The sequence below is a fragment of the uncultured Tateyamaria sp. genome, assembly GCF_947487805.1.
GTDB lineage: Bacteria > Pseudomonadota > Alphaproteobacteria > Rhodobacterales > Rhodobacteraceae > Tateyamaria.
Genome location: NZ_CANKXW010000002.1, coordinates 676,641 through 699,976, shown reverse-complemented (window position 1 = coordinate 699,976; position 23,336 = coordinate 676,641). Strand labels below are relative to the sequence as shown.

At 63.9% G+C, this 23,336-nt stretch carries 19 protein-coding genes and 1 tRNA gene; 9 read left to right on the top strand and 11 right to left on the bottom strand.

The window, feature by feature from the left end; translation table 11 throughout:
* The first annotated feature begins 43 nt into the window (after positions 1 to 43).
* Positions 44 to 2,341, top strand: coding sequence for a xanthine dehydrogenase family protein molybdopterin-binding subunit (locus tag Q0949_RS09115; RefSeq protein WP_299370754.1), 2,298 nt, complete (start codon positions 44 to 46; stop codon positions 2,339 to 2,341).
* Positions 2,319 to 3,416 carry a DUF2235 domain-containing protein gene (locus tag Q0949_RS09110; RefSeq protein ID WP_299370752.1) on the top strand — a complete coding sequence of 366 codons (1,098 nt, stop codon included), beginning with the start codon at positions 2,319 to 2,321 and terminating at the stop codon, positions 3,414 to 3,416. Before Q0949_RS09115 ends, Q0949_RS09110 begins: the two co-directional genes overlap by 23 nt.
* A 48-nt stretch (positions 3,417 to 3,464) precedes the next feature.
* Here the strand turns inward: Q0949_RS09110 and Q0949_RS09105 are convergent, their stop codons facing one another.
* Both Q0949_RS09105 and Q0949_RS09100 read right to left on the bottom strand, forming a co-directional pair.
* Positions 3,465 to 3,947: a PaaI family thioesterase gene (locus tag Q0949_RS09105; protein ID WP_299370750.1), complete on the bottom strand. Its 483-nt coding sequence runs from the start codon at positions 3,945 to 3,947 to the stop codon at positions 3,465 to 3,467.
* A 75-nt stretch (positions 3,948 to 4,022) separates the two neighbouring features.
* Positions 4,023 to 4,886 (bottom strand): methylenetetrahydrofolate reductase, encoded by an 864-nt coding sequence (locus Q0949_RS09100; RefSeq protein ID WP_299370748.1) that lies wholly within the window; start codon positions 4,884 to 4,886, stop codon positions 4,023 to 4,025.
* An 85-nt stretch (positions 4,887 to 4,971) separates the two neighbouring features.
* Here Q0949_RS09100 and Q0949_RS09095 point away from each other — a divergent pair, with 85 nt between their 5' ends.
* Entirely contained in the window at positions 4,972 to 5,877 is a 906-nt protein-coding gene (locus Q0949_RS09095; RefSeq protein WP_299370746.1) for a LysR family transcriptional regulator, read from the top strand.
* A 137-nt stretch (positions 5,878 to 6,014) separates the two neighbouring features.
* On the opposite strand, the gene Q0949_RS09090 is transcribed toward Q0949_RS09095, so the two are convergent.
* Positions 6,015 to 7,052, bottom strand: coding sequence for an NADP-dependent oxidoreductase (locus Q0949_RS09090; protein ID WP_299370744.1), 1,038 nt, complete (start codon positions 7,050 to 7,052; stop codon positions 6,015 to 6,017).
* Between the two features lie 113 nt (positions 7,053 to 7,165).
* Between Q0949_RS09090 and Q0949_RS09085 the strand changes: the two genes are divergently transcribed.
* The gene (locus tag Q0949_RS09085) at positions 7,166 to 7,951 is read left to right on the top strand and encodes an inositol monophosphatase family protein (RefSeq protein ID WP_299370742.1); all 786 of its coding nucleotides are present in this window, start codon (positions 7,166 to 7,168) and stop codon (positions 7,949 to 7,951) included.
* Here the strand turns inward: Q0949_RS09085 and Q0949_RS09080 are convergent.
* Genes Q0949_RS09080 through putA form a run of 3 tightly spaced genes read right to left on the bottom strand, consistent with a single transcriptional unit; the run spans position 7,948 to position 12,491 of the window.
* The gene (locus tag Q0949_RS09080; RefSeq protein WP_299370740.1) at positions 7,948 to 8,310 is read right to left on the bottom strand and encodes a GFA family protein; all 363 of its coding nucleotides are present in this window, start codon (positions 8,308 to 8,310) and stop codon (positions 7,948 to 7,950) included. The genes Q0949_RS09085 and Q0949_RS09080 overlap by 4 nt on opposite strands.
* Positions 8,307 to 9,041: a rhomboid family intramembrane serine protease gene (locus tag Q0949_RS09075; RefSeq protein WP_299370738.1), complete on the bottom strand. Its 735-nt coding sequence runs from the start codon at positions 9,039 to 9,041 to the stop codon at positions 8,307 to 8,309. Before Q0949_RS09075 ends, Q0949_RS09080 begins: the two co-directional genes overlap by 4 nt.
* 39 nt (positions 9,042 to 9,080) lie before the next feature.
* The gene (gene putA, locus Q0949_RS09070; RefSeq protein ID WP_299370861.1) at positions 9,081 to 12,491 is read right to left on the bottom strand and encodes a bifunctional proline dehydrogenase/L-glutamate gamma-semialdehyde dehydrogenase PutA; all 3,411 of its coding nucleotides are present in this window, start codon (positions 12,489 to 12,491) and stop codon (positions 9,081 to 9,083) included.
* 82 nt (positions 12,492 to 12,573) lie between these two features.
* Here putA and Q0949_RS09065 point away from each other — a divergent pair, with 82 nt between their 5' ends.
* The 4 genes from Q0949_RS09065 to Q0949_RS09050 all read left to right on the top strand — a co-directional run bounded on the left by Q0949_RS09065 (position 12,574) and on the right by Q0949_RS09050 (position 16,605).
* Positions 12,574 to 13,074, top strand: coding sequence for an Lrp/AsnC family transcriptional regulator (locus Q0949_RS09065; RefSeq protein ID WP_299370736.1), 501 nt, complete (start codon positions 12,574 to 12,576; stop codon positions 13,072 to 13,074).
* Positions 13,075 to 13,127: 53 nt separating this feature from the next.
* Positions 13,128 to 13,682: a hypothetical protein gene (locus Q0949_RS09060; RefSeq protein WP_299370733.1), complete on the top strand. Its 555-nt coding sequence runs from the start codon at positions 13,128 to 13,130 to the stop codon at positions 13,680 to 13,682.
* Positions 13,683 to 13,727: 45 nt separating this feature from the next.
* Positions 13,728 to 13,813 (top strand) — tRNA-Leu (locus Q0949_RS09055).
* Positions 13,814 to 14,058: 245 nt separating this feature from the next.
* Positions 14,059 to 16,605: a methyl-accepting chemotaxis protein gene (locus Q0949_RS09050; protein ID WP_299370731.1), complete on the top strand. Its 2,547-nt coding sequence runs from the start codon at positions 14,059 to 14,061 to the stop codon at positions 16,603 to 16,605.
* A 134-nt stretch (positions 16,606 to 16,739) separates the two neighbouring features.
* On the opposite strand, the gene metG is transcribed toward Q0949_RS09050, so the two are convergent.
* From metG to Q0949_RS09030, 4 genes are all read right to left on the bottom strand, one after another.
* Positions 16,740 to 18,452 carry a methionine--tRNA ligase gene (metG, locus tag Q0949_RS09045; RefSeq protein WP_299370729.1) on the bottom strand — a complete coding sequence of 571 codons (1,713 nt, stop codon included), beginning with the start codon at positions 18,450 to 18,452 and terminating at the stop codon, positions 16,740 to 16,742.
* Positions 18,453 to 18,527: 75 nt separating this feature from the next.
* Positions 18,528 to 19,751, bottom strand: a complete 1,224-nt coding sequence (locus Q0949_RS09040) for an MFS transporter (protein ID WP_299370727.1) — start codon at positions 19,749 to 19,751, stop codon at positions 18,528 to 18,530.
* A gap of 66 nt (positions 19,752 to 19,817) precedes the next feature.
* Positions 19,818 to 20,402, bottom strand: a complete 585-nt coding sequence (locus Q0949_RS09035; RefSeq protein WP_299370725.1) for a YceI family protein — start codon at positions 20,400 to 20,402, stop codon at positions 19,818 to 19,820.
* 62 nt (positions 20,403 to 20,464) lie between these two features.
* The gene (locus tag Q0949_RS09030) at positions 20,465 to 21,103 is read right to left on the bottom strand and encodes a hypothetical protein (protein WP_299370723.1); all 639 of its coding nucleotides are present in this window, start codon (positions 21,101 to 21,103) and stop codon (positions 20,465 to 20,467) included.
* Between the two features lie 148 nt (positions 21,104 to 21,251).
* On the opposite strand from Q0949_RS09030, the gene Q0949_RS09025 reads away from it, so the two are divergent.
* Complete coding sequence (locus tag Q0949_RS09025) at positions 21,252 to 22,295, top strand: aldo/keto reductase (protein ID WP_299370721.1); 1,044 nt, start codon at positions 21,252 to 21,254, stop codon at positions 22,293 to 22,295.
* A 78-nt stretch (positions 22,296 to 22,373) separates the two neighbouring features.
* On the opposite strand, the gene Q0949_RS09020 is transcribed toward Q0949_RS09025, so the two are convergent.
* Entirely contained in the window at positions 22,374 to 23,318 is a 945-nt protein-coding gene (locus Q0949_RS09020) for a helix-turn-helix domain-containing protein (protein WP_299370719.1), read from the bottom strand.
* Between the last annotated feature and the right edge of the window lie 18 nt (positions 23,319 to 23,336).

Here is a 23,336-nt window from a genome sequence, read left to right as displayed (position 1 = left end):
GGTTCGCAGTCAACCAGTCCCCTCCAGCGACAGGAGCTTTCCCATGGATAAGTTCGGCAAGAGCCAACCCGTCATTCGCCGCGAAGATGTTCGTTTCCTGACCGGGGAGGGGCGGTATGTCGATGACATTGCGCCCGACGGTGCGTTGCAGACATTCGTGTTTCGGTCGCCCGTGGCGCATGGCGTCATCACCGAACTGGACGTGAGCGACGCCCGTGAGGCCGATGGCGTGCACGCTGTTTATACGTTGGCGGACCTTGAAGCGGCGGGCATGAAGGTCGGGATGCCGGCGGCACTGATCAAGAACCGCGATGGCAGCGACGGAGCCAATCCCGAGCGCCCCGTGCTGGCGCGGGACCGGTTGCGGTTCGTGGGCGAGCCCGTAGCCGTTGTGATTGCCGACACGCTGGCGCAGGCCCGCGATGCCGGTGAGATGATCATGCTCGACTATGACGATCTGCCGGCCAAGATGGACACGGCCAAGGGTGGCGAACCGATCCATCCGGAAGCGCCGGACAATGTGGTCTATGACTGGGCGATCGGAGACGAGGACGCAACCAACGCGGCTTTTGAGGCGGCGGCGCGTGTGGTGGCGCTGGACGTGGCGGACAACCGGGTGATCGTCAACTCGATGGAGCCGCGCGGATGCTATGCCGAGCCAGATGGCGACCGGTTGCACGTGGCGATCAACGGGCAGGGGGTCTGGGGACCCAAGGGTGTGCTGGCCACGGCCCTCGACATGCCCGAGGACGCCATCCGTGTGACCAACCCTGACACCGGCGGCGGATTCGGGATGAAGGCGTTCATGTATCCGGAGTATTTCGTGGTGGCCCACGCCGCCCGCGCGTTGCAGCGCCCTGTGCGCTGGATGTCGGAACGGACCGAAGCAATGCTTTCGGACAATGCGGGACGCGATCTGACGTCGCTGACCGAGCTGGCCTTTGACGAAAATCACTGCATCATTGGCTACCGCGTTCTGACTGAGGCGAACATGGGGGCGTATAATTCGCAGTTCGCGCAGTACATCCAGACGCAGTTGTTTTCGCGGGTGCTGACCGGGGTCTATGACATGCCGGCGGCGTTTTTGCGGTCGGTCGGCTATTACACCAACATGACGCAAGTGGATGCCTATCGTGGGGCCGGGCGGCCGGAGGCGATTTATATCCTCGAGCGGGCCATCGACCGGGCCGCGCGCGAGCTGGGGGTGGATCCGATGGAGCTGCGCCGGATCAATTTCATCAAGCCGGACCAGTTTCCATACGACACGTTGGTGGACGAGACCTATGACGTGGGCGATTTCGACAAGGTGCTGCGCCGCGCCGAGGCCGAAGCCGATGTGGCCGGGTTCGCCGCGCGCAAGGCGGCGGATGCAGCGGCCGGGCGTCTGCGGGGCATCGGGGTCTGTTACTATATTGAAAGCATTCTGGGCGATCCTTCGGAAAGTGCGAAGGTCGAGTATACGGATGAGGGCCGCGTGAACATCTATGTCGGCACACAGTCGAACGGGCAAGGTCACGAGACGGTCTATGCCCAGTTCCTGTCGGATCAGACGGGCATCCCGGTGGATCTGATCGACGTGGTGCAGGGTGACAGTGACCGGATCAAGCAGGGCGGTGGAACCGGCGGGTCGCGGTCCGTGACGACGCAGAACACTGCAACACTTGCCACGGTTGCGGCGATGACGGAGGCCTTTGTTGCCTTCCTCAGCGAGGAGGAGGGCGTGGCCGCGTCCGAGATTTCCTTTGACGACGAACAGTTCCGCATCGAAGGGTCGAACATGACGCCGACCATGCTGGAGGTGGCGGAGATGGCCCGCGAGAAGGGGCGCGAGGATCTGTTGGTGCACGAGCGACGCACCACGCTTGACGCGCGCAGCTTTCCCAACGGGTGCCATATCACGGAGGTTGTGATCGATGCTGACACCGGCGTCACCACGGTCGACCGCTATACGGTCGTGGATGATTTTGGCAACCTTATCAATCCGATGCTGGCCGAAGGTCAGGTGCATGGCGGGGTTGTGCAGGGCATCGGGCAGGCCCTGACTGAACATGTGCAATTCGACGAAGATGGCCAGCTGCTCACGGCAACGTTCATGGATTACGCCTTGCCGCGTGCCGATGACGTTCCCTACATCGGTTTTACGTCCGAGCCGGTGCCGTCCACAGCCAACATCATGGGGATGAAGGGCTGTGGTGAGGCGGGCACCGTCGGAGCGCTGGCCGCGGTATCCAATGCGGTGCAGGATGCGCTGTGGGAACATGGCGTGCGTCAGGCGGACATGCCGTTCACGCCGATGAAGGTTTGGGAATTGTTGAAGGATGGTCCTATCGCGGCTGAATAAATCCATTGCGGGCTGGCTTCGGGGCCGGTTCGGGAAAGGATTGGCCGAAGTGGCCCCGCCGGTGCGGGGCCAGACCGTTCACGTGATCATCATCGATGGCACCATGTCGACGCTGGAGCCCGGCGACGAGACCAATGCGGGGTTGACCGCAAAGTTGCTGGGCGAGATGGGCACAGCGGTGTCGCTGTATTACGAGCCGGGTTTGCAGTGGTCGCATTGGCGGCGCGGTGGGGACGTGATCTTTGGCCGGGGGATCAACCGGCAGATCCGGCGCGCCTATGGCTATCTCGCCTCGCGGTATCGGCCTGGTGACCGAATTTACCTCTTTGGCTATTCGCGCGGCGCCTATGCGGTGCGGTCGCTGGCGGGCATTATCGACCGGGTCGGTCTGCTGCGCGCGGATGCGGCGACCGAGCGCAACATTCGTGACGTTTACCGGCATTACGAGTGCACGCCGGACAGTGCCGCGGCGGTGGCCTTTGCCGGTGTGCATTGCCACGCGGCGGTCGAGATCGAGATGATAGGCGCCTGGGACACGGTCAAGTCACTGGGGTTGAACATGCCCTATCTGTGGCGACTGAGCGCGCCACGTCATGCGTTTCACAACCATCATCTTGGCAAGAGCGTGAAGCGCGGGTTTCATGCGCTGGCGCGCAACGAGACGCGCGTAGCCTATGCGCCGGTGATGTGGGACACGCGGGAGGACTGGGACGGGCATCTGGTGCAGATGTGGTTTCGCGGCACCCATGGGGACATTGGCGGCCATTTGACCGGTTATGATGCGGCGCGACCTTTGGCCAATATTCCGCTGGTGTGGATGCTGGAGCAGGCGGAAGCCAGTGGTCTGCCGTTGCCCGAGGGCTGGGCCGGGCGGTTCGCGCAGGATCCGCAAGCGCCGTCCGTGGGGACGTTTCGCGGCCTGGGTCGTTGGTTCATCACCCGCAAGCCGCGCCCGGTTGGGCTGGATCCGTCGGAGCGGGTGCATCCGTCGGTGGCCATGGGGCCCGAGCCCAGGTCGCTGGCGGATCGGGTGTCGGAGTGGCGGGGTCGTGTGATCGGTCCGGGACGGGGGTGACGCTGTTTGGCCTGTGGCCAAAGGCGCCCCACCCGCCGTCCCGCAGGTCTAGCGCAGGGTCATGATCAGGCAGGTGGTTGAGCCGGTGGCATAGAGTTTGCCATCGTCCACGCCGCGGATTTCCCCGGTTGCGACGCCCGTGCTGCGCCCGGCGTGGTCCACGGTGCCGGTGCATGCGATGGTCATGCCCAGCGGGATCGTGCGGGTGATGTTGATCTTGTATTCCAGCGTAGTGTAGATCGCGCCGCGCGGCACTTTGGTCATCACGGCGCAGGCCATCGCGCTGTCGAGCAGCGTGCCATACCAGCCGCCATGCACGGTGCCCATCGGGTTGGTCGTCTTGAATGTGGGCGTGCCGTGGAAAGTGGCGGTGCCGTCGGCCACGTGGTGGAGCGCGTAGCCCAATGTGCTGCCGATCGGGGGGGCGGGCACGGTGCCGTCAAGGATGCCTTGCATGAACTCCAGGCCGGACATGGACAGGAGGTCGGCCTGGCTGGGCAGGTCACCGGGGCCTTGGGCGATCAGGGGCATGGGCGTGGTCCATCTGTTGATGGGGTCACGATAGGTGAATTGGACCGATTGGTCTAGTGCGGAATTCGACCCGGATCAGGCAACGTTGCGCATTGCGGCGGGAGGCAGCAGGCCAAGCGCGCGGCAGACTTGCAGTGTCATGTCGGGGCGGTTGAGCGTGTAAAAGTGCAGCGCGTCCACGCCTTCGCTGATCAGCGTGTCGCACATGTCCGCGCAGTGGGTCAGGGCAAAGAGGTCCGCGCGGTCCTCGCGCGTGGCACGGTCAAAGGCTGTGGCAGTTGCGGCGGGGATGGGAGTGCCGCAGCGCTGGGCAAAGCTGCGGGCACGGGCCCAGTTGGTGATGGGCAGGATGCCAGGGGTGACGGGTGCGGTGATGCCTGCATCCGCGCAGGCGTCGCGGAAGCGCAGGAATGTGTGTGCCTCGAAGAAAAACTGGGTCAGCGCCTCGCTTGCGCCGGCGTCGAGCTTGGCCTTGAGCCAGTCGATGTTCTGGCGCATGGACTGTGCATCGGGGTGGCTGTCGGGATAGGCGCCGACACGGATGTTGAAAGGGCCGGCATTGGCGAGGGCACGGATCAGTGCGACGCTGTCGGCGAACCCGTCGGGATGGGGTGTGAAGGCACCGCCATCGGCGGGGTCCCCGCGCAGGGCCACGATGTCGGAGATGCCTGACGCGGCGTAGCGGTCAGCTGTGCGCAGCACGTCCGCGCGGCTTTGGCCTGTGCAGGTCAGGTGGGCGGCGACGGCCAGGCCGGAGGTTTTGCGCAAGGTCTGGGCCGCCTCCTGTGTCAGGGCCTGGGTGCTGCCGCCTGCGCCATAGGTCACGGAGATGAAGCGCGGCGCCAGCGGGGTCAGAGCCTTGACCGTATCCCAGAGATGGAATGCGGCATCGAGGGACTTGGGCGGGAAGGTCTCGAAGGACAGGGCGGTCATGGGCATCTCCGGGGATTGGGGTTGTCACCTGTATGCCGCAGGTTGTAACTTGAGACAAATTCATAACTCTCAAGAAGAACATGAGGTTTGCATGCATATCGAGTTTCGCCACCTGCGCACGATCAAGGCCATCCACGAGGCGGGCGGGTTGGCGCGGGCGGCAGAGCAGTTGCACATCACACAGTCCGCATTGAGCCATCAGGTGAAGGGGTTGGAGGATCAGGCGGGAGTTGAATTGTTTGTGCGGCGGTCGAAACCGCTGAAACTGTCGGCGGCGGGCTTGCGGCTGTTGCGGTTGGCCGAGCAGGTGCTGCCGCAGGTGGAGGCCTTGCAGGCCGAGTTCACGGGGTTGCGCGACGGATCGTCGGGGCGGTTGCATATCGCGATTGAGTGCCACGCCTGTTTCGAGTGGTTGTTTCCGGTGCTGGAGATGTTTCGCAAGTCGTGGCCGGACGTGGATGTGGATATCCGGCCCGGTCTGGCCTTTGATGCGCTGCCTGCGCTGCTGAAGGAGGAGGTGGATCTGGTGGTGTCATCGGATCCCGAGGACCTGCCCGGCGTGGAGTTCGTCGAACTCTTTGATTATGCGCCGGTTTTCGTGGCCGCGTCGACCCATCCGCTGGCGCAGAAGCCGTGGATCGATGCGGCGGATTTCAGGGATCAGACGCTGATCACCTATCCGGTGGAACGGACGCGGCTGGACGTGTTCAGCCAGTTGCTGATCCCGGCCAAGGTCGAGCCTGCGGCGGTGCGTCAGGCGGAGTTGACGGCGGTAATCCTGTTGTTGGTGGCGTCCAATCGTGGGGTGTCTGTGCTGCCCGACTGGGTGGTGCGCGAGGTGAAGTATTCCAGCGATTATGTCACTCGGCCTTTGACCGAACAGGGGCTGACCCGGCGGTTGTATGCGGCGGTGCGGAGTGATGAGCGCGACAAGCCCTATATGCGGAAGCTGATTGATCTGGCGCGGATAGAGGCGCGCAAGTTGCAAGCCGTGTAAGGGCTGCGTTTCAGGGATCGTCTGTGTGGCTGGCCGCTTTTGTGGGCGCAAAGGCAGCCCTTGCCACCGGGCGCGTCTGCCTACGCAGCCGCACCCGGCAAAGACGCCCGTCTACGGACCCTTGTGTCGGCTGCGGATCAGATGAGTTTTACGATCAGTTTGCCGGTGTTCCGACCCTCGAGCAGGCCCATGAACGCGCCCGGAGCGTTTTCGAGCCCTTGCACGATGTCTTCGACCACCTTGATCTCTCCGTTGGCCACGCGCGGGGCAACGTCGGCCAGGAAGGCGGGCATCTGGTCCCAGTGGTTGGAGATGATGAAGCCTTGCACGTTCAGATGTTGGACGAGGATTGTACGCCACAGGGCGGGTACGGACATGGCCGCCTCTGCGCCCGCGCCAAGGCCGCCCGCATTGTACCATGAGATCATGCCGCAGAGCGGGATGCGCCCATGGGCGTTCATCAGCGGGATCACCGCTTCGAGGACCTTGCCGCCGACATTTTCGAAATAGATGTCGATGCCGTCCGGGGCTGCGCCGTTCAGGGCCGCGCGCAGGGATTTGGCATCCGAATGGGCGCGGTGGTCGAGGCAAGCGTCAAAGCCGAACCTGTCCACGGCCATGGCGCATTTGTCGGCCCCGCCTGCGATGCCGATGGTGCGCAGGCCCATGGCCTTTGCCAGTTGCCCGACCATGGATCCCACCGGGCCGGTGGCTGCGGCCACAACGAGGGTTTCGCCGGGCTGCGGACGGCCCAATTTGTGCAACCCGTACCAGCCGGTAAAGCCGGGCATGCCCAGCATGCCGAGGCTGGTGGTGAGCGGTGCGGCGTTCGGGTCGACCTTGCGGCACAGCTTGGCGTCCGCCACGGCATGGGTGGCCCAGCCAAAGCCGCCAAAGGCGAAATCGCCGGGTTGGAACCGGTCGGAGTTCGAGGCGATGACTTCGCCGACGCCGCCGCCTTCCATCGTGGCGCCCACGGGCGTGGCTGCGGCGTAGGATTTGCCGCCATCCATGCGCCCGCGCATATACGGATCGAGGGACATGTAGTGCACGCGCACGAGGATTTCGCCCGCACCCGGTGTTGGCACTGGGCCCGTCTCGAGCGCGAAGTTGTCCGGCGTGGGCGCGCCTGTGGGGCGGCTGGCGAGGGTGATGTGCTGCATCTGGTCGGGCATGGCGGGCTCCTTTGTGGGTGCGGCCACCTGAACAGCCGACGGCCCCCTTGGCAAGGGCGCGGCATGGGCGTATAGCGCCCCCTTGATCCCACACCCCCATCCGGAGCGACCCGATGCAAGGCAGCGCAAATCTCAACATCATGGTCAAGGCCGCGCGCAAGGCGGGCCGGTCGCTGGTCAAGGACTTTCGCGAGGTGGAAAACCTCCAGGTGTCCATGAAGGGGGCGGGCGATTTCGTGTCCAAGGCCGATCTGGCCGCCGAAGAGATTATCCGCGACGAGTTGCGCGGCGCGCGGCCCACCTATGGCTGGCTGGCCGAGGAAGGGGGCGAGGCGGATGGTGAGGATCCCACGCGCCGCTGGATCGTGGATCCGCTGGATGGCACGACGAATTTCCTGCACGGGTTGCCGCACTGGGCCGTGTCCATCGCGCTGGAGCACAAGGGGCAGATCGTGGCGGGCGTGGTGTACGACCCGGCCAAGGACGAGATGTTTTTTGCCGAAAAGGGCAATGGCGCCTTCATGAACGACCAGCGGTTGCGTGTGTCGGGGCGGTCCAAAATGATCGAGGGCCTGTTTTCGACGGGCCTGCCCTTTGGCGGGCGGTCAGACCTGCCGGAGACGTTGAAAGAGCTGGCGCGCCTGATGCCCGCCTGTTCCGGGGTGCGGCGGTTCGGGGCGGCGGCGCTGGATTTGGCCTATGTCGCGGCGGGGCGCTATGACGGCTATTGGGAGCGTCGCCTGAACGCGTGGGACATTGCCGCGGGGCTGTTGATCGTGCGCGAGGCCGGTGGGCTGGTGGAACCGCTGACGCCCGGCAACGACATCCTTGAAGATGGCGAGATCATTTGTGCCAACGAGCCGATGTTCCCGCAGCTGGCCAAGATCATCCGTACCTAATCTGCTCGGTCGGACGGGTGGTTGATGCCATCGGTCCAGGGGATCGGTTCATGCTCTGCGGGGTTGACGCCTTCGAGCGTGCCCATGTTCACGCCGATCTCGTTCGGGTCAGCGCGGCGGTTGTGGAACATGTAAATCCCGCAGATCTTGCAGAAATGGTGGCGCGCGGTTTGCGTGCCCCATTGATAGAGCGTGAGAGCGTCCGCACCTTGCAGGATGTGCACCCCGTCCTTGGGAGCGGTGACGGCTGGGGCCGCGCGGCGTTTGCAGAACGAACAGTCGCAGCGGCCGGCCGTTTCCAGCCCGCGCGTCAGCGTCACGTCGAGCACCACGGCCCCACAATGGCACGATGCTATCATCTGCGCACCTTGGGCAGGCGGGACCGGACATATTGCGCCTCCGGGTGCGGTGGGTGGCCGTCGGTGCGCCGCCAGAAGGACGGGCCACCACGGCGCAGCCAGAGCGGTGTGGCCGCGAGCATCCCTGCGACAAAGCCACCTGCGTGGGCCCAATATGCCACGCCGCCCGCCGTCGCGTCCGCGGCGAGGCCGCCCACGAACTGCATGGCGAACCACAGCACCAGCATGATCCACGCAGGGATCGGGAAGATGCGGAAAAACACGATCAGGATCAGCAGGATGTCGACCCGTGCGCGTGGGTACATCAGCAGATAGGCCCCCATGACCCCCGCGATGGCCCCGGATGCGCCCACCGTGGGCACGGTGGAATAGGGGGCGGACAGGATGTGCACCAGCCCGGCAGCCACGCCTGTGGCGAGGTAGAAGCCGAGAAAGGGCAGGTGGCCCATCTCGTCCTCGATATTGTCGCCAAAGATCCACAAAAACAGCATGTTGCCCGCAAGGTGCATCCAGCCGCCGTGCAGGAACATCGAGGATATCAGCGTCTCGTACCCGTCACCCGATGCGATACGGGCAGGGATCGCGGCGTATTGAAAGAAGAACCCGTTGAGCGCGCGCCCGTCCTGGAACAGACCCACATAGCTCAGGAAGATCCCGATATTTGCCGCAAGCAGCAGGTAGGTGACGTAAGGCGTTCGGCCCGATGGGTTGTGATCGCGAATTGGGAACATATCCGCACAGTTGTGCCAACGCGCGCCGGGGTCAAGCGGTCAGGCCGCTGACCCCAGAAGGGCGGCGTTGCCACCTGAGGCGGTGGTGTCCACGCAGACGTGCCGCTCCACGGTGGCGTGTGCTATGTCCGGTGTACTTGTGATCAAGGGGATAACGGGGCCGGTGCGCGCAGCCAGTGCCTGATCCATGGCACGCGCGGTGTCCGCATCGCCCCACCAGATCACGCCGCCATAGGCTGGTCCGGTGCGCAGTGCGTCTGCGTCAAAGGCGCCAGTGGCCATCACCGCGACACCGCCCAGGGCCTCGACCTGATCGCACTGTGCGCGGGCGGCGTCGGCGCCGGGGCCTGCGCAGAAGAGCGGTGCGCGTGGGTGGCGGCTGAGCATGTTGGATTCGCCTGTGGGGCCGGGCATCGCGGTTTGCATCAGGGCCTTATGCGGGGCCTCTGGGCAAGGGGGCAGCGGGGCGGGGGCCGCCCAATGCGATACGGTTCCCGCGGGCAGCGGTGCGGTGAACCGCGTGATATAGTCTGGGCCGCCCGCCTTGGGGCCGGTTCCTGACAGGCCGTGCCCGCCAAAAGGTTGGCTGCCCACCACCGCGCCGATTTGGTTGCGATTGACATAGATGTTGCCCGCCGTGATCCGATCAGACACGTGCTGAACCCGGTCATCGATCCGTGTGTGCAACCCAAAGGTCAGCCCGTATCCCGTGGCATTGATGTCATCGATCACGCGGTCGAGGTCCTGTGCCCGGAAGGTTGCCAGATGCAGCACTGGGCCAAAGATCTCCTGTTCCAGATCGCCGATGCCGGTGACCTTGATGAGAGTCGGTGCAACATACGTGCCGGCTTGTGGCGTCGGCAGGCGGTGCAGGACGCGCCCCTCGGTCAGCGCCAGCGCGATATGCGCGTCAATGCCCGCGCGGGCCGCGGCGTCGATCACCGGGCCGATGTCTGTCGACAATGCCCAGGGTTGGTCAATGTGCAGCGCGTCCATCGCGCCGACCAGCATCTCGGTGAAGGCGGGCGCGATGTCTTCTTGCATATAGAGACAGCGCAGGGCGGAGCAGCGTTGCCCGGCGGACTGAAAGGCGCTTTCGATCACCGACTGAACAGCCTGTTCGGGCAAGGCGGTGCTGTCCACGATCATGGCGTTCAGACCACCCGTTTCCGCGATCAGTGGCGTGCCGGGGGCCGCGTGGGTGGCCAGCGTGCTGCGGATCCGCAGCGCGGTCGCGGTGGAGCCGGTAAAGGCCACGCCGTTGATGCGCGGATCGGAGGTGAGGGCCGCGCCGATCTGACCATCGCCCAGCAGCAGTTGCAGCGCGGCGCGTGGCACGCCCGCCTCGTGCAGGAGCGACACAGCAAGGTGCGCGATCAGTGGCGTCTGTTCCGCAGGCTTGGCCAGCACGGCGTTGCCTGCCGCAAGGGCCGCCGCGATCTGGCCGGTGAAGATCGCAAGCGGGAAGTTCCACGGCGAGATGCAGACAAACCGGCCCGCAGGTGCGCAGTCGTCCGCGAAATTGGCGTAGTAGCGCAGGAAATCCACCGCCTCGCGCAATTCGGCGACGGCGTCGGGCAGGGTCTTGCCCGCTTCGCGTGCCAGCAGGGCATAAATCTCGCCGAAATGCGCCTCGTAGTGGTCCGCGGCGGCATTCAGGATACGGTGGCGGTCGGGGGCTGCTGCGTCCCAGGGCTGTGCTGTATCAAAGGCGGCAGTGACATCGCCCGCGTCCGCCCAAGTGGCATGGCCCACCACGTCCCTGGGATCTGAGGGGTTGATGCAGTCGTGCCGCGTGCCTGTATTCGGCGCGACGGTCAGCGATGTGGCAGCCCATTGATGCTGGGCAAAAGGCGCGCGCGCGGTGTCGATCTGCGCCAGCGTCGGCAGGTGGGTCAGGTCGAACCCGCTCGAATTGCGGCGCGCAGGGGCATAGAGAGCAGGCCCGTCCGGGATCACGACAGGGGCCTCGGAAAGGGCGTCGAACGGGTCGGCGGCGACCACCTCGGCCGGCACCGCGTCATCGACGACCTGGTTCACAAAGCTGGAGTTGGCCCCGTTTTCCAGAAGCCGCCGCACCAGATAGGCCAGCAGGTCGCGGTGCGCGCCAACGGGCGCATAGATGCGGCAGCGGGTGCTGTTGTCGCGCAGCACCATGGTGTGCAGCGCCTCGCCCATGCCGTGCAGACGTTGGAATTCAAAGGGCTGCGCGTCGGCCATATGCAGGATCGCGGCGACCGTATGGGCGTTGTGCGTGGCAAATTGGGGATAGATACGATCGGTCAGGTTCAGCAGTTTGCGCGCATTGGCGATATAGGACACGTCGGTGGCCGGTTTGCGGGTGAAGACGGGAAAGCGGGCCATGCCTTCGACCTGCGCGCGTTTGATTTCCGTGTCCCAGTAGGCGCCCTTGACCAGACGGACCATGATGCGCCGGTCGTGCCGTTCGGCCATATCGTGCAGCGTGTCGATCACGGCGCCCGCGCGGGGGCCATAGGCCTGTACGACCACGCCAAAACCGTCCCACCCTGCCAGCGCGGTGTCGCCCAGCACCGCGTCGATCACCTCGAGCGACAGTGTCAGACGGTCTGCCTCTTCGGCGTCGACGTTGAGCCCCATGCCTGCCGATTTGGCCAGCAGTGCAAGTGATCGCAGACGCGGGACGAGATCGCACATGACGGTCTCGGACTGGGCGCGCTCATAGCGGGGGTGCAGCGCCGAGAGCTTGACCGAGATGCCCGGGTTCTGGCGGATGTCATCGCTGGTGCAGGCGCGCGCAATGGCCGAGATCGCACGGCTGTAGCTGAGGTGATAGCGCCGGGCGTCCGCATCGGTCAGCGCGGCCTCTCCCAGCATGTCGTAGGAGTAGGTAAAGCCCTTGGCCTCCATGCCCGCCGCACGGTCCATGGCGGCGTCGATATCCTCGCCCAGCACGAACTGGCGGCCCATTTCCTTCATTGCGCGGGCCACGGCACTGCGGATCACCGGCTCGCCCAGACGCTTGATCGCGCTGCGCAGATGGCGCACCGGGCCCGGCTGATCATCATCGAGTACGCGGCCGGTCAGCATCAGCGCCCAAGTGGAGGCGTTCACGAGGCTTGAGCTGGAATGCCCTAGGTGCTTGCCCCAGTCGGACGGCGCGATCTTGTCCTCGATCAGCGCATCGATCGTGTCAGCGTCGGGCACGCGCAAGAGCGCCTCGGCCAGACACATCAGCGCGACCCCTTCGTCGGTCGACAGACCATATTCGGCGAGGAAAACCTCCATCAGTCCGGGCGCGGCCTGCGTGCGGATCGCGGTCACAAGTGCGGCGGCATCGCGCGAGATCGCCGCGCGCGCCGCATCAGACAGATTTGCAGTGGTGATCAGTTCTGCCAGGACCTGATCGGGGTCCGCATACATACCTGCGTCCAGCGCCATACCGCGTTCCAGTTCGATGTCACGTGCCATCATGGTTTCCTTTTCCATTGTGGGCAGTATAACAGCTTATGGATAGGCGTAATGGGCTGAAATTCGCAAAAAGGCAGGAATAATGATCAAGAGAGAGACGGGATTGAAGCCATCTCGGCTGGACGGAATGGACCGGTTCGACCAGGCGATTCTGACGGCGCTGGCCGAGGATGGCAGGATGAGCATCACCGACCTTGCCAGTCGGATTGGCCTGTCGAAATCGCCCACGCAGGCGCGGTTGCGCCGTCTGGAAAGCAGTGGGGTCATTATGGGATACCGCGCCCTTTTGGATCCGATCCAGTTGGGGCTGGATCACGTGGCCTTTGTCGAAGTCCGTCTCGAAGACACCCGCGAGGCCGCTTTGCGGGCCTTCAACGCAGCAGTGCAATCTGTACCGGAAATCGAGCAAGCCCACATGATTGCAGGAAATTTTGACTATCTTCTCAAGATCCGGACGCGGAACATGGCGCAGTACAGGGCGTTCCTTGGCGATGTGATTTCGTCGCTGCCGCATGTCACGGCCACATCGACATTCGTGGCAATGGAAGCCGTCAAGGAGGTCATGTTGCCGGGCATTGACTGAGTTGTGTCCGCGCAAGGCTTGACCTGCGACGCTTGTGCCGCATCCTTTGGGCCATGAAACACCTTTTGCTTCTTGCCTGTCTGGCTGGCCCCGCGCTGGCGGACACGTGCCCTGCGGTACAGGACAACCGGGCTGCCCTCACGGAATTGCGCGACCAAATCCGCGCTGCACCCAGTCAGCTAGCGGCGGAGCCGTTGTCGGCGCAAATGTGGGAGATCTGGCTGACTGCGCCTGATGCCCCGGCGCAGGAGATGTTGGACAAGGGCCTGCGGCAGCGCAATAACGGCGATTACGCAGGGGCGTTTGCCAGTTTTGACCGGTTGATCGCCTACTGCCCAGACTATGCCGAAGGGTTCAATCAGCGCGCGTTCACCAGTTTCCTGCGGGCCGATTACCTGTCCGCACTGCGCGATCTTGACGCCGCTCTTGAGCTGTTGCCGGATCATGTTGGCGCGCAATCCGGGCGCGCGTTGACGCTGATGAACATTGGTCGGGCGCAGGATGCGCGGGCCCAGATGCTGGACGCGCTGGCCAACAACCCTTGGCTCTCCGAACGGGCATTGATCGCGGATGGCGCGCCGCTGGGCCCGGCGGGCGAGGATATCTGAGCGTCCTCTTGAGTAGCCGCGCGCGATTGCCTAACAAGGTCGGGCGCGGGCGTGATGGAATGGTAGACATATCAGACTTAAAATCTGAAGGGCGTATGCCCGTGTGGGTTCGAGTCCCACCGCCCGCACCAAACCCGATCTGCCGATAATCCCGGGCACGAATCGGCGTGAATTCAGGAATACTTGTCCCCCTTTGCCCTCACTGCCGTGCGGCTTTCTTCGTTTTGCACCTCTGACACGGGGCGTGCTGTCTGCACGTCTGGGTGAAAGTTGCCCGGAGTTAATCGCGCAGTAAGGGTGCTGTTCTATGACCCGACGACGAGCAATACGCGCCGATCGGGTTTGCCCATCAGTGCATGGAAAAAAGGTGTCGCACATGCGGGCGTTCAATTTGGCCAAACTGAGGGAATCACGCCTCAACAGTCTGCTGGTGAAATCGGTTCTGATCGCGGCGCTCATGACACTTGCGGTTGTGGCTGCCAAGACAGTGTATGACCGCAGCGAGAAATGGCAGCTGATCTCCGAGGCCTTGTCCGCGCGCGCTGTGGATGTGACGGACCTGCTGGCGATGCAAATGGGCGGGTCGATCAAGTTCGGCAACGAGGTGGCGGTGCAGCAGATCACGACAAATGTCATGGCCTCGGCACAGCCCGATGCGTTGGGCGCGCTGGTGGTCAGTGCCACAGGCGTCGTCCTGTACCAGACCGACGGCCAGAATTTTCAATCGGAGGCAAACCTGGCCCTGATCTCGCAAGCACTGGAAAGCGGAACCCGTGTCATGTCTCCCGATATGCTGACCGTGGTCACGCCTGCGATGTTCGGATCGGACGGTGGCATTGCCGGTGCGGTCTTGACAGCATGGACGCTGCAGCATGTGACCGCGTCGCTTTCAGATAGCGAATTGCGTGCCATGGGGATTGGCGCGATCGTGCTCCTTCTGGCGGTGTGCGGCATCACCTTGTATCTGTATTTTGGCATGGCAAGGCCGCTGGATCGGCTGGGCGCGTCGATGGATGGAATTGCCAACAAGAAATTCGACATCGAAATCCCGTATACGGACCGCGCTGACGAGGTTGGCCGGATTGCCCAATGTCTGGATGCGTTCAGACTGAGCCTTGCAAGGGCGAAATCGATGCAGCGGGAAAGCGCGTTCAAGGGCGCGGCATTCGAGGGCAGCTCGGCGCCCATGATGATGATCGACGTAGAGGGCATCGTGACCTTTGCAAACCCGGCTTGCGTGATGCTGCTGGATGATCTGGCGTCCGACCTTGAAACGGTTTGGCCCGATGCGGCGAAAGGTGCGTGGGTTGGCTCTGATCTGCGAAAACTGCATGGGATCACGGACGAGGCCGGCGAGGTTGCATCGACCTATCTCAGAATTGGCGAAAGACATCTGCGGCTGAAGGTCAACGCGGCTTTGGATCACAAGCAAAGGGACATTGGCGCAGTCGTTGAATGGAGTGATCGCACCGAGGCGCAACGAAATGCCGCCCTGCTGGATGGGATAGACCGCACGCAAGTGCGCATGGAGTTCGATAAGACCGGGGCGTGTTCCGCGCTCAATGCGAGTGCTGCGGAGGCTTTGGGGTTCAATGAGGCGGGTTGTCAGGGCACCGCTCTGGGTTCCGTTTTGTCAGAACAACAATCCGATCCACATATGCCGGACGATCTTGCAGCCTGCGTTCTGCGCGGCGAGCAGGTGCACGGGAAAATCGATGTGATCGGCGAGGGCGGTCAGGCTGCAGTGATCGACGGTGGTTTCATCGCGGTGCGGTCCGAAGAAGGCGTGCTTGAGCGTGTAATCCTGATTGGGGCGGATGTGACGCGGACAGAACAGGATGTGCGCCGCGCACATGAGGAACAGCGCCGCGTCGGAGAAGAGCAGACCCGCGTCGTCGCTCTTCTGGGTGAGGCGTTGCACCAGTTGGCGGATGGCGATCTGGATGCCCAGCTGTCGGCGGACATGCCGGAAAACTATGCGCAGCTGCGAGCCAATTACAATCTGGCGATCACGGCGTTGCGCGACGCCATGACCGCGGTGGCGCATAACGTGGAGTCGATCCGCAACGAGACAGCCGAGATTACGACGGCAGCGGACGATCTGTCGCGCCGCACGGAACGCCAGGCGGCGACGCTCGAGGAAACGGCCGCGGCACTGGACGAATTGACGACCTCCGTTGCCTCGGCAGCCGAAGGCGCTGATGCTGCGAGCCGCATGTCGGCGGATGCGCAATCCAACGCGGAAAAAGGCGGCGAGGTAGCCGGTCTTGCCGTGGCAGCCATGGACGGGATCAAGGCATCGTCGCAGGAAATTTCCAAGATCACCTCGGTCATTGATGATATCGCGTTCCAGACAAACCTGCTTGCGCTCAACGCCGGTGTCGAAGCGGCCCGCGCAGGAGAAGCGGGGCGCGGGTTCGCTGTCGTTGCAACAGAAGTACGCGCCTTGGCGCTTCGGTCATCGGACGCGGCGCGCGAGATAAATACGCTGATCTCCACTAGTTCGGATCAGGTGCAACAGGGTGTCGATTTGGTTGGACGGACGGGAACAGCGCTCTCTGCGATTGTGACATCGGTTGCGGAAATTTCGGAGCGGGTGTCGGAAATCGCCAGTTCCGCGCGGCAGCAGGCGGCGGGGCTGAACGAAATCAACGTGGCCGTCAATGAACTGGACCATGTAACCCAGCAAAACGCGGCGATGTTCGAAGAAACCACTGCTGCCAGCCACGCTTTGACTGCGGAAGCCGATAGCCTTGCAGCAGCGGTTGCGAAATTCCGGTTGAAAAATGCGCCGGCGATCAAGGTGCGGCCGCTTAGTCAGGCCGCTCCCGCCACAGATATGCCAATCACCGAGGGCGCGCTCGCTTTGGCTGTGGATCCGGCCGAGGACACGAATCCGCAGGCCGGGTGGGAAGAGTTCTAGCGCGCAGGGCTCTGGGCGGGTCACACTGGCCCATGCCAGTTGGGCCCATGTCAGTTAGATCCAGGTACAACAGGCCTGTCTGTTTCTCAGCGAAGCGCGACCTCGACCAATTCAGACAGGTCGAACGGGCTTGATCAGCCGCGCGTGCCGGCAAACCGCGATTGCCAGTCGGCGCGATCATCGTCGGAAATCTTGGCAAAAAGGTTTTCGGGCACAGCAAATGTCTGACCCGCCTGCACCGACGACAACGCTGAAGCCACGTCCTCGGGCCAGTCCGCGCTTTCCATGCCGAGACTGCTCTGCATCCGATCGGACGCCGTTGGGATGAAGGGGCTTGATATGGTTGCGTAAAGGCGGATGAGATTAAAGGCCATACGGATCTGCATGGCCGCTTGCGCTTCGTCTACCTTGATCGTGGCCCAGGGTGCCGCGGCTTGCAGGTATTCATTGCCTGCCACCCAGATCGCGCGCAACTCCTGAGCGGATTTGCGCACTTCCATGGCTTCCATCAAAGCACCGTAACGCGTCACCCGCGCTTGCAGCTCTTCGATCAAAGCGGTCTCGCGATCGCCATAGGTTCCGCCCGAGGGCACGGTCTCACCGAATTTCGAGCGACAGAACTTTGTCACCCTGCTGACGAAATTACCCAACACGTCCGCGAGATCCTTGTTCACGCCCTGTTGGAACAACTCCCACGTAAATTCGGAATCCGAGGTTTCCGGGCAATTGGACAAAAGCCACCAGCGCCAGTAGTCGGCGGGCAGGATCTCCAGCGCCTGGTCCATGAACACGCCGCGCCCCTGGCTGGTTGAAAACTGCCCGCCATCATAGGTAAGGTAGTTGAAGGACTTGAGGTGATCGACCATCTTCCACGGCTCGCCCGACCCCAGGATTGTTGCCGGAAAGCTCAGCGTGTGAAAGGGGACATTGTCCTTGCCCATGAACTGGGTGTAGCGGACGTCATCTGCACCTTTGTCCGTGCGCCACCAGCGTTCCCAATCCGCATCGCCGTTTGCGTCCGCCCATTCCCCGGCGCAGGCAATGTATTCGATGGGGGCGTCGAACCAGACATAGAACACCTTGCCTTCCATGCCGGGCCAGTCTTCGTTCCCGCGCCGCACGGGGATGCCCCAGTCCAGATCTCGCGTGATGCCGCGATCCTGCAAGCCGTCGCCGTCATGCAACCATTTCTTGGCAATGGACGTGGTCAGGATCGGCCAATCGGTCTTGCTGTCGATCCAGGCATCAAGGTCGTCTTTGAGCGCGGATTGGCGCAGGTAGAGGTGTTTGGTTTCACGCACCTCCAGATCGGTCGAGCCGGAGATGGCGGAACGCGGATTGATCAGGTCGGTGGGATCAAGCTGTTTGGTGCAGTTCTCGCATTGATCGCCGCGTGCCTTGTCATAGGCGCAGTTCGGGCAGGTCCCCTCGATATATCGGTCCGGCAGGTATCTTCCGTCCGCGTTGGAATAGACCTGCTGTTCGGACACTTCGCGGATCAGACCGGCATCGGCCAGCCGTCCGGCGAAATGCTGGGTCAGCGTGTGGTTTTGCGGCGATGAGGACCGGCCAAAGTGATCGAAGGACAGGCCGAACCCTTTGGCGATGTCCGCCTGAACAGCGTGCATTTCGGCGCAATATTCGGCGACCGGTTTGCCCGCCTTGGCGGCGGCCAGTTCGGCCGGGGTGCCGTGTTCGTCGGTGGCGCACAGAAACAGCACCTCGTGCCCGCGCGCGCGCAGGTAGCGGGCATAGAGATCGGCGGGCAACTGGCTGCCGACAAGATTGCCGAGGTGCTTGATCCCGTTGATATAGGGAATGGCGGATGTGATCAGGTGACGCTGCATGGGGTGGCCTTTTGGCATGTTGCGCCCCATGTAGCAGCGCGGTGCAGCCGGGAAAAGGCCCTGATGACCTGCGCGTTATTTGTCGTCGCGAAAGTGCTTGGTCAGGCGGCCGATCTGAAAGGACGTGCGGGGGCTGTAGACATAGCGGGTCCTGTCCGTGGGCGCCGCGCGCGCGCGCATCCGGGCCAGCCCGAATACGATCAGCGCACCGTGCCCCAGGGCGATCATCGCAAACAGCGCAGGGGGACCAAAGGCATCGATCAGGGCGGAGGCGGTCAGGGGGGCGGCAATCGCGCCAAGAGCGAAATAGAACATCAGCGCCGCCGACAGTTCGACACGCTCGGAGGCATCAGCAAAATCGTGGGCGTGTGCCGCGGCGACAGAGTAGATCGGGAAAGTCGTCAGACCGAACAGCCCTGCGGTGAGCATGATCATTGCTGTTCCGGCCCCGCCAGCGAACGCGGTGATGGCGCAGCTGGCCATGGCTGCGGCAGACAGCCAGATCAGCACCCATCGCCGGTCATATTTGTCCGCCAGCCAGCCCATTGGGTATTGCGCGATTGCGCCGCCCAGCACGAAAGCGGCCATGAACCACGCGATCTGCGCTGTGGTCAGGCCGACTTCCTGGCCATAAACGGGGCCGACCATGCGGAACGACGCGCTGGACAGGGCGGCCACCAGAACGCCGGCGGCGGCGAGCGGAGACCGGTCGAAGGCAAGGCGGGGCCTCAGCCTGGGGGAGGCGGGCGTTTCGGGCTGTTTGACCTTGGTCAGGGTCAGCGGCAGCAGAGCGGCGCAGCACACGATGGCGAGGATGTTGTAGCTGACATAGCTGGCGGGTTCGAGCACGCCGATCACCAGCTGTGCCGCGAGCGACGCGCCCATATCAATGACCCGGTAGACGCCCATCGTGCGACCGCGTGTTTCGTTGGTGACCTTGGCCTGCAACCAGGCCTCGACCACAGTGTAGCAGCCCGCCACGCACATGCCCGAGGCGACCCGCATCACGGCCCAGGCCACGGGATCGACGATCAGCATATGGGCCAGTAGTCCGATAGCGCCTGCTGCGGTAAAGGCGGCAAAGGCGCGCGAGTGGCCCACGCTGCCCATCAGGCGTGGCGCCCACCAGCACCCGATGAAGAACCCCAGGAAGTGCGCCGAGCCGAGCAGGCCGATTTCCTGCCGTGTAAAGTCGAGCGCCAGTCCGGACAGCGCGTCCAGTGGACCAAGGGAGCCGGAGCTGAGCTGGAGCAGGATGACCGAGAGGAACAGGGCCGCGAAGGAGATGATCATGCGCATGACGTGCCCCTTGTGCGCCATCGTGCGGCGGGCCCCATGCCATTATTCGACGGTGGGTTGTCGTTTTCAGGCCGGGGCGGATATTTCTGCGCTGATGGCGATGGCGACTGTGTCGTTCACGAGATCGCCATAGCCGGTGGCGCCAAAGTCGCGGCGGTTGATCGTGCCGGAGAGGTTTACGGTCAGTGCGGTGAAGTCGTCGGGGGCAGAGCCGCGCGGGCGAAAGAGGTTGGCGTCAAACCGGACAGGGCGGGTTTCGCCGCGCAGGGTCAACAGCCCTTCGATCACCGCGCCGTCCGAGAGCCGCGACCGTGATCCCAGCCGGATGCGGGTCGAGGTAAAGCGCGCCAGCGGGAAAGCCGCGGCATTCAGGACGCTGGAGGATTTCAGCGCCTCGGTCGCGAGGATCAGCCCGGTGCGGGCGCGGCGCACATCGGCCGTGACGTCCGCGGTGGAGGCGGCGAGGTTGCTGGTGTCGACGCTGAGGTTGGCGGTGTCGATGGGGACGGTTCCCTTGATCGGCGCGCCGTTGAGGTGAAACGTGTAGGTGATTGTCGCGCCTGCGCCGCTCAGCCGGTAGGCGCGGGGGACGGCAAGCGCGGGCGTGGCGAGACTGGCGAGGCTGAGGCCGATGAAATGGCGGCGATGCATGGGCGTATCCTTGATCGGGTGACAGGACGCTAACACGGCAACGTCAAAAATCATGCATCCGATCACGCAGCCTTGATGGATCCGGAGATATGCGGCAGCGGCTGTCCGGGCGTGCGGGTGACGCGCCATGCCTTGGGCGGGGCCGTGCGCGCGCGCAGGCGGGTCAGGGTCCATGCGCCGGGGGTGCCCTTGTGATCGGGGGCCAGGTGCCAGCGGGTTTCCACCCCTTGCGCCCCACCCATACCGGGGGTCAGCAAGACGCCCAGGGGTGGCGCGACCGTGCCCTTGCCCCCGGTTTCAGCCGCCAGGTGCATCCGCCGCACCGGCGTCAGCGCGGGCAGGCCCGGAAGGTCCGCAATCACGCAGGCAACCGCGCCTGAGCGCAGCGCTTCCTCCATGCTCCACAACATGTCATCGGCCCGTTTTGCGTGGACCATGATCAGCCGGGCGGGGTTGATGAAGGGCATGAAGCCGCAGGCGTGCAGCTGTTCGCCCCCCCATTCGGGCGCAATCCAGATCACCGGGCCGGTTGTCTGTGCCGCCAGCCACAGGGCCAGACGGTGGCGTGCGGGTCCGCAGGCTTCGTGCACCCGCCCGAGCGCAAGCCCGTCGATGCCGGTGTTGGTGCCCGTGTTGGTGCCCGTCTGATCCGGAGCGTCGGGCAGGATGTTCAAACACTGCGCGGCCTTGCTGCGGGCCATGAGGGACTGGGGGACTGGCATGGTTTGGAATATACATGTTCCCCATATGTTCTCAATAATTCTCTGACAATGCCAACTGGAAATTTAACTTGCCCGTCAGGACCGCGCCGCTAGGGTCCGCATAAGACACTGACAAGGAAGAAAACCCATGGAACGACGCAGACTTGGCCGCACGGATATCGAAGTATCGGCCTTGTGCCTGGGGTCCATGACATGGGGCACCCAGAACACCGCCGCAGAGGGGCATGCGCAGATCGACCGCGCCATCGCGGCGGGCATCAATTTTGTCGACACCGCCGAGATGTACCCGGTCAACCCGATCAGCAAGGCCACCATTGGCCGCACCGAACGGATCATCGGGCTGTGGCTGGAAAAAGGGGGCACGCGCCATGATCTGGTGCTGGCCACCAAGCATTCCGGCGAGGGCATGCGCCACGTGCGCGGCGGTGCGCCGATCACGGCGCAGAGCATTCCGGAGGCCATCGAGGGATCATTGCGCCGGTTGCAGACCGATTACATCGACCTCTACCAGTTTCATTGGCCCAATCGCGGCAGCTACATGTTTCGAAAGAACTGGACCCATGATCCCAGCGGGCAGGACCCGGTCGCGGTGCGCCAGAACATGGAAGACTGCCTGGGTGCGTTGCAGGACGAGGTGACGCGCGGGCGCATCCGCGCATTTGGCCTGTCAAACGAAAGCGCATGGGGTACTGCGCAGTGGCTGGCCGCCGCAGAACGCACGGGCGGGCCGCGCGTCGCAAGCACGCAGAACGAATACTCGCTGATGTGCAGGCTTTATGACACGGATATGGCCGAGCTGGGCGTGAACGAGGACGTGGGGCTGTTGGCGTTTTCGCCTTTGGCGGCAGGTCTTTTGACGGGCAAGTATCAGGCAGGTGCGGTGCCCGAGGGATCGCGTCTGTCGCTGAATGCGGATCTGGGCGGGCGCAAGACGCAGCGGGCCTTTGAGGCGGTGGATGCCTATCTGGGGGTAGCGGGCAAGCACGGGCTGGACCCGGTGCAGATGGCGCTGGCCTGGTGCATGACGCGGCCCTTCATGTGTTCGGTGATTTTTGGGGCCACGTCGATGGATCAGCTGGAGGTGGCGCTGGGTGCCGCCGACCTGGAGTTGGACGGGGAGGTGCTGGCCGATCTGGATGCCGCCCACCGGGCCCATCCGATGCCGTATTGATCCCCTTGCGCACCTGCGGTGCACGTGATTGCCGGTGACCCCCTACCTGGCCTTCCCCTCGGGGGAAGGAAGAAGAATTCAGGCCGACCCCGTTATGCTGGCGGTGCGGGCGCTGCTCGGTGGCGTACCGTAGGTCTTGGTGTAGGCGCGTGTGAGGCTGGCCACCGCAGGAAAGCCTGTGGCGAGGGCGACGTCCTGCAAGGGGGTGTCGGTGTGCAGCAACAGCCGCTGTGCTTCGGCCAATCTGAGGCCGAGGTAGTGGGATTTGGCCGTCGTGCCTAACGTCCGTCGGAAGTGGAGTTGCAGCGTGCGCGCACTCAGGCCGAGCCTGCCTGCGATGTCCGGCAATGGGAGTGGCTGGTCGAGATGCGCTTCCATCAGGTGATGCGCCCGCGCCGTGATACGGGTATGGCGGTGGGCTGGCGGGTGGCGCAACTGTGGTTCCGACGCATCCGGGTGATGGGTGTGAATGAAGCTGGCCGCCACGGCTTGCGCAAGGCCCGCGCCGTGGACAGTTGCGATCAGGTGCAGCACCATGTCGAGGGCCGGGGCCGCGCCGCCGCTGGTCCAGAGGCGGTCTGATACCACGTAGCGGGCATTGACGACGTGCACCTCGGGGAAGGTTTCGGAAAACGCGGTCAGGTCTTCCCAGTGCGTGGTGGCGCGGTGGCCGTTCAGGATGCCCGACTTTGCGGCAATCCAGGGCCCGCCGTCGATCGCCAGAATGCGCGTGCCGGATCGGTTCAGACGCCGGAGGCTGGCCATGAGGCGCGGTGTCGCCTGGGACTGCAGATCAAATCCCGCCACGATGATCAGGACGTCGCAGTCGGTCACGCGGTGAACCGGGGCCGCCGGAACGGTAAGGCCGCTGGTGAGAACGACATCCCGGGCGTCGGGCGTGGCAAAGCGCCAGTCAAACGCGTGCCGCCGGCTGTGACGGTTTGCGGCGCGCAGCGGGTCCACCGCCGCGGCGAGAGACAGGGTGTTCGTATTTTGCAGGACGAGAATTTCGGTTTTTGCCATATCACTTCGCTTTTTGCC